The organism is Ramlibacter sp., from assembly GCF_035655895.1.
Classification (GTDB): Bacteria; Pseudomonadota; Gammaproteobacteria; order Burkholderiales; family Burkholderiaceae_C; genus Ramlibacter.
Map to the genome: position 1 here is coordinate 59533 of NZ_DASRTN010000013.1, position 6070 is coordinate 65602.

The 6070-nt window shown below is 69.3% G+C and carries 5 protein-coding genes and 1 riboswitch; of the genes, 1 reads left to right on the top strand and 4 read right to left on the bottom strand.

The genetic code is table 11. The features are described from left to right. Nucleotides 1–57: 57 nt before the first annotated feature. The gene (ribB, locus tag VFE82_RS14770; RefSeq protein ID WP_325001495.1) at nt 58–723 is read right to left on the bottom strand and encodes a 3,4-dihydroxy-2-butanone-4-phosphate synthase; all 666 of its coding nucleotides are present in this window, start codon (nt 721–723) and stop codon (nt 58–60) included. A gap of 103 nt (nt 724–826) precedes the next feature. Then, a riboswitch (FMN riboswitch) is annotated at nt 827–980 on the bottom strand. A gap of 49 nt (nt 981–1029) precedes the next feature. Between ribB and VFE82_RS14775 the strand changes: the two genes are divergently transcribed. Then, nucleotides 1030–1977, top strand: coding sequence for a DMT family transporter (locus VFE82_RS14775; RefSeq protein ID WP_325001078.1), 948 nt, complete (start codon nt 1030–1032; stop codon nt 1975–1977). On the opposite strand, the gene VFE82_RS14780 is transcribed toward VFE82_RS14775, so the two are convergent. Genes VFE82_RS14780 through gspF form a run of 3 tightly spaced genes read right to left on the bottom strand, consistent with a single transcriptional unit; the run spans nt 1978 to nt 5916 of the window. Beyond that, nucleotides 1978–3729, bottom strand: coding sequence for an ABC transporter ATP-binding protein/permease (locus VFE82_RS14780; protein WP_325001079.1), 1752 nt, complete (start codon nt 3727–3729; stop codon nt 1978–1980). A gap of 44 nt (nt 3730–3773) precedes the next feature. Further along, nucleotides 3774–4676: a 5'-nucleotidase gene (locus VFE82_RS14785; protein ID WP_325001080.1), complete on the bottom strand. Its 903-nt coding sequence runs from the start codon at nt 4674–4676 to the stop codon at nt 3774–3776. Between the two features lie 16 nt (nt 4677–4692). Then, a complete protein-coding gene (gene gspF / locus VFE82_RS14790) occupies nt 4693–5916 on the bottom strand; it encodes a type II secretion system inner membrane protein GspF (RefSeq protein ID WP_325001081.1) in 1224 nt (407 codons plus the stop codon). Nucleotides 5917–6070: the final 154 nt, after the last annotated feature.

Here is a 6070-nt window from a genome sequence, read left to right on the forward strand (position 1 = left end):
CGGGCGAAGGCCAGGCACCGCGGCCCGGTCAGGGCACGCAGCGCCGGCCGATCCTGATCACCAGGCCCGGTGCGTGCCGGCCTGCCGCCGGAAGTCCACGATGGCCTCGACCGTGGTGCAGAGCAGCCCGCGCTCGCGCGCGAACGCCGCAACCTGTGCACCGCGCGCCATGCTGCCGTCCGGATTCATCAATTCGCAGAGCACGCCGGCCGGCGCGAGACCCGCGAGCCGGGCCAGGTCGACGGCCGCCTCGGTGTGGCCGCGGCGTTCCAGCACGCCACCCGGACGGGCGATCAGGGGGAACACGTGGCCCGGACTCACGATCTCGCTGTGCTCCAGGGTCGAGCGCAGCGCACATTGCACCGTCTGCACGCGATCGGCCGCCGAGACGCCGGTGCTCACGCCGTGCGATGCCTCGATCGACTGCGTGAAGGCCGTCGCATGGCGCGACCGGTTGACCTCGACCATGGGCCGCAACCGGAGTGCATCGGCCTTGTCCGGCAAGAGGCACAGGCAGACGATCCCGCTGCACTCGCGGATCATCATCGCCATCAGGGCCGGGGTGACCAGTTCGGCCGCGCAGATCAGGTCGGCTTCGTTCTCGCGCCCGGCGTCGTCCATCACGAGGACGGGCCGGCCGGCGCGAATGGCATCCAGCACCGCGGGCAGCGGCGCCAGGTCGATGGCGGGCTGGGCCGCCGCTGGGGAGGGGGATTCGATCATCATGAAACGCTCCTGTCGGTTGAACAAAAACGCTCCAAGGCACGCAAGAACGCTGGCGCGCGACCCGGGGGTCGCACGACAGCACATCGCCGCGCAGGACGCGGCGAATCTTCTTTCATCCGGACTATGACCGTCGGCCTCAGCTTGGACTGAGTCTGCTGACCCTGGCGCGACTCGCATCGCGCCAGGCGCTCGCGGGCTCGTGGCTGGCGCCACCTACCGCCGGTGGGGAATTGCACCCCGCCCTGAAGACCGCGCAAGGATAGACGCTCGCAGCCTCTATAGTTGCCGCCATGGAGACAACGGATGCCGGTTGAGTCGAAGACCGGCGCGTGGCAGCGCCATTCCTGGGTGCGGCGCGCGACCCTGGCCCAGCGCAAGGCGGGCCGCCTTCCGGCCTCGGCGCGCGGCCTGCTCTGGTCGATGGCGGCGGGCCTGCTGTTCGTGCTGCTGAACGCGGTGATGCGCAGGCTGTCGCTGCAACTCGACCCCTTCCAGACCCAGTTCCTTCGCTATCTGGCCGGGCTCGGCGTCATGCTGCCGCTGGTGGCCCGCAGCGGCTGGGGCGCGTACCGGCCCCGCCACATCGGCGGGCAGTTCACGCGCGGCGCGGTCCACACGGCGGGGTTGTGCCTCTGGTTCATCGCGGTGCCGCACATCACCCTGGCCGATACCACCGCGATCGGCTTCACGGGTCCGATCTTCATCATGATCGGCGCCGTGCTGGTCTTCAAGGAACCGATGCGGTGGGAGCGCTGGCTGGCGGCCGGCCTGGGTTTCGGCGGCGTGCTGATCGTGGTCGGCCCGCAGCTCGGAAGCACCGGCGGCTACTATCCGCTGGTGATGCTGGCGTCCTCGCCGGTGTTCGCCGCGTCGTTCCTGATCACCAAGGGGCTGACCCGCTACGAACGGCCCGGGGTCATCGTCGTGTGGCAGGCCATCACGGTCACCGCCTTCAGCCTGCCGCTGGCGCTTGTGCACTGGCAATGGCCCAGCGCCTGGCAGTGGGTGCTGTTCCTGCTGTGCGGCGTGCTCGGCAGCACCGGGCACTACTGCCTCACGCGCTCGTTCAGCATCGCCGACATCTCGGCCACGCAGTCGGTCAAGTTCCTCGACCTGGTCTGGGCCGCTGCCCTGGGCTGGCTGGTGTTCGGCGATCTCCCGAGCCAGTGGACGCTGGCCGGCGGCGCGGTGATCTGCGCCTCGACCCTGTGGATCGCCCGGCGTGAGGCGCGGGGCCGTCCGCCGGCCTGATCAACCCTGCCGCAAGGCGAACGCGGGGTCGCCGTCGTCCCGGCGCGCCAGCTCCCAGCGCCGGTTGTGGAAGGGCTCCAGCGCCGGTCGGTGCGCGATCGAGACCAACCCGCCGCCCCGGCGGTCGATGCGCTCCAGCAGCCGGCCGTACAGCACCTGCTCGGCCGGCGGGTCCAGGGCCGCGGTGGCTTCGTCGGCGAGTACCCAGCGCGGGTTCTTCAGGAACACGCGCGCCAGCGCGAGCCGCTGGCGTTCGCCTCCGGAGAGCCGTTGGCCCCAGGCCGCCTCCTCGTCCAGGCGATCGGCCAGCTGCGGCAGCAGCGCATCGGCCAGGGCCTGCCGCAGGGCTTCGTCCGGGTAGCGCTGGGCCGGCTCGGGGTAGGCCAGTGCGTTGCGCAGGCTCCCGTCGGGAAAGTAAGGGTGCTGCGGGATCGCCATGGTGTCCGCCGGCCGGGTGGCGTGGCCGCGGGCGAACGGCCAGATGCCCGCGATGGCGCGGAACAGCGTGGACTTGCCGCTGCCCGACGGACCTTTCAGCAGCACGTGGTCACCGGCCGCGACGCGCAGGTGGAGGCCGGCCAGCAACCGGGCCCCGGTGGGCAGGGCCAGATCCAGGCCAGCCGTCGAGAGCGCATCGCCGGCCGTCACGGACAGGCCGGTGTCCTGGCGCTCCTGCGCTGCCACGCTCTCCTCGAAGCTCGTGAGGCGGTCGGCCGTGGCCCGCCACGCCGCCAGCGAGCTGTAGTTGTCGACGAACCAGGCCAGCGATTCCTGCACCTGCCCGAACGCCGAGGAGATCTGCATCAGTTCGCCAAGCTGGATGGCGCCGCTGAAGAAGCGGGGCGCCGCGACCAGGAACGGGAACACCACGGCCGCCTGGCCGAAGAAGGTGGTGAACCAGGTGAGGTTCTTCTGCTTGCGGATCAGCGCCAGGTAGTTCACCAGCACCTGCGAGAAGCGCAGCCCGAGCTGCTCGCGCTCCACCAGCTCGCCACGGTCGAGCGCGATCGCCTCGCTGTACTCCCGCACGCGGACCATGTGGTGCCGGAAGTCGGCCTCCAGCCGCTGCTGGCGGAAGTTCAGGCCGATCTGCGGCCGGCCGATGTAGTGGGTGATGAGGCTGCCCGCGACGCAGTAGGCGATCGCGGCCCAGACCATGAACCCCGGCACCTCGTGGTGCGTGCCGCCCAGCGTGAAGCCGAAGCTGCCGCTGAGCGTCCAGAGGATGCCCACGAAGCTCACCAGGGTCACCACGGCGTTCAGCAGCCCCATGCTGAGCGACACGCTGTACGTGGTGAAGAGATTCAGGTCCTCCTGGATCCGCTGGTCGGGGTTGTCCGGCGGCGCGCCGTCCGCGCCGAAACGTGCCAGCTCGAGCCGGTAGAACGCATGCTCGCGCAGCCAGCGGTCCAGGTAGTGCCGGGTCATCCAGGCGCGCCACCGCAGCTCGAGCAGCTGGGTCAGGTAGAACCGGTACACCGCGACGACGATGTAGGCGAACGCGAGAGAGGTGAAGCGGCCCAGCTGCTGCCAGAACACCGGCTGGTCGCGCGCCTGCAGTGCGTCGTAGAACAGCCGGTTCCAGTCGTTGATCAGGACCAGCAGGTAGACCGCGCCCAGGTTGAGCGCGACGATGGCGGCGAGCAGCCCGCGCGCGCGCCACTTCTCGTCGGAGCCGAAGTAGGGGGTGGTCAGCGCCCAGATGCGCCGGCTGGTGGCGGCAGCGGCGCGGCTGCGTTCGGAGAGGGTCATGGTGCGTCCGGTGGATGCGGGGCATCCTACCGGCGGCACCCTGACTAACCGCCGGGGTTGGTGATGCCGCCGGCGACGTGGCCGGCCGGCACGTGGCGCGCCGCCTGGTCGACGTGCCGGGTCTGGTCGTCGAAGAAGAAGTCGGGCTCGAACTCGCGCAGGAACTCGCCCTTGGGCAGCCCGCCCAGGAACATGGCCTCGTCCACCCGGATGTCCCACTGCATCAGCGTGCGGATGGCGCGCTCGTGGGCCGGCGCGCTGCGGGCCGTCACCAGGGCGGTGCGGATCTTCATCCCCGCCGTGCCGGCCGCCTGCAGCCGGTGCAGGGCGGTGAGCAGCGGCTTGAAGGGACCTTCGGGCAGGGGCTGCAGCGCCTTGTGCAACTCGTGCTGCTGGAAGGCGCTCAGCCCTTCCTTCTGGAACACGCGCTCGGCCTCGTCGGAGAACAGGACGGCGTCGCCGTCGAAGGCGATGCGCACTTCGTCCGGGTAGTTGGTGCCGGCCAGCACCGACTCCACCAGCACCCGGGCGGCGGGAAAGCCCGCGGCCAGCGCCTCGCGCACGTCCTCGGCGTTGGCCGAGAGGAACAGGTGTGCGCCGAGCGGGCGCAGGTAGCGAAACGGCGAGCGTCCCTGGGTGAACACGCCGCGTTCGAGGTGGATCTGGTTGGCCAGGCCCGAGCGGAAGATGCGCATGCCCGAGACGGGATCGTTGCGCGACAGGATCACCACCTCGACCCGCTGGGTCGTCGTGTCGTTGAAGGCCAGCAGCTTCTTGATGAGCGAGAAGGCGATGCCCGGTTTTGCCGGCTGCTCCAGCCGTTGCAGCTGCAGCGCCATGTAGGCCTTCGCATCGCCGCTCTCGAAGATGCGGTTCTCCTCCTCGAAGTTGAACAGCGCGCGCGAGGAGATGGCGACCACCAGCCGCTCGTCGGGAAACAGGCTCATGCGGGCATGGTGCGGATCAGCGCACGAACTGGTTGAGCTGAATGATGGGCATCAGCACCGCCAGCACGATCAGCATCACGATCAGGCCCATCGCGACGATCAGCAGCGGCTCGAGGACGGTGGCCAGCTGGATGGCGCGGCGCTGCACCTCGCTGCCGAGCTGGGTGGCGGCGCGCTGCAGCATCACCGGCAACTGCCCGGTCTGTTCGCCCAGCCGCGCGAACATCGACAGCAGGCCGGGGAAGCGCTTCTTCTGTGCCAGCGCCGAGGCCAGCGGTGCGCCTTCGCGCACCAGCACCAGGGCATCGAGCGCATCGGCCCGCATCGCCCGGTTGTTCAGCGTCTGGGCGGCGGCCTGCAGCGCCTTGAGGATGGGCACACCGGCGGAGGTCAGCATGGCCAGCGTGTTCCCGAACTGCGCGCTGTTGTAACCACGAGACAACCGGCCCAGAACCGGCAAACGAAGCCACGCTGCGTCGAATTTTTCACGAAACCCCTCGTTGCGCAGCGACACACGCAATACAGCAACGAGAGCAAGGATGAGCAGACCCAGAATCCAACCCCATTGGCGGACCAGGTCGCTCAAGGCGAGCATCACCACCGTCAACAGCGGCAGCGCCCGCTTGGTCCCGGCGAACACATTGGCCACCTGCGGCACGACGTAGGTGACCAGGAACACGACGATGGCCAGGGCGACGAGCGTGACGATCGCGGGGTAGAGCGCCGCGCCGACCAGCCGGCCCCGCAGGGCCTGGCGGTTCTCGAGGTCGTCCGCCAGCCGTTCCAGAACGATTCCCAGGTCGCCGCCCTGTTCGCCGGCACTGACGACTGCGATGTAGATGTCCGAAAACTCACGAGGAAAGTGCGAAAGCGCCGCGGCGAAAGTCGATCCGGCATTCACTTCGGCCCGCAGCGCCGCCACCAGGTGCCGTTCGCGATCCTCGTCCGACTCGTCCGCCAGCGCAGTGAGCGCGCGCTCAAGTTGCAGGCCTGATGCGACTAGGCCGGCCAGTTGACGCGTCCAGACGGTCAACTTGGTGTCACTGAAGACCCGCCGCCCCCAAGTTCTGCCGGCAACTGCCGAAGAACCCGGGGACTGGCCTCCGACCGCGTCGACGACCAGCGGGATGAGCGACTGCGCGCGCAACTGGCCGCGGGCGGCCTTGGCCGATTCGGCCTCCAGCACGCCCCGCCGGGTTTGCCCCTGGCTGTCAAGCGCCTCGAAAGCATATGCGGGCATTAGCGAATCCAATCGGGAAGGGGCGCCGTATAGCCTTCTGCTCTGGGCCCTCCCAGGCGAGCATGCGGCATAATTGTTTCGAAACGTTTCAAGCCGTTGCAGTTCGTAGCTGCAACAGAACAAGAGGGTCGGCCGCCCTCGGAGGAGTTTAACC

Coding starts and splice junctions, on each gene's coding strand:
- ribB (WP_325001495.1), bottom strand. CDS start 723: ATGATCGAATCCCCCTCCCCAGCGGCGGCCCAGCCCGCCATCGACCTG.
- VFE82_RS14775 (WP_325001078.1), top strand. CDS start 1,030: ATGCCGGTTGAGTCGAAGACCGGCGCGTGGCAGCGCCATTCCTGGGTG.
- VFE82_RS14780 (WP_325001079.1), bottom strand. CDS start 3,729: ATGACCCTCTCCGAACGCAGCCGCGCCGCTGCCGCCACCAGCCGGCGC.
- VFE82_RS14785 (WP_325001080.1), bottom strand. CDS start 4,676: ATGAGCCTGTTTCCCGACGAGCGGCTGGTGGTCGCCATCTCCTCGCGC.
- gspF (WP_325001081.1), bottom strand. CDS start 5,916: ATGCCCGCATATGCTTTCGAGGCGCTTGACAGCCAGGGGCAAACCCGG.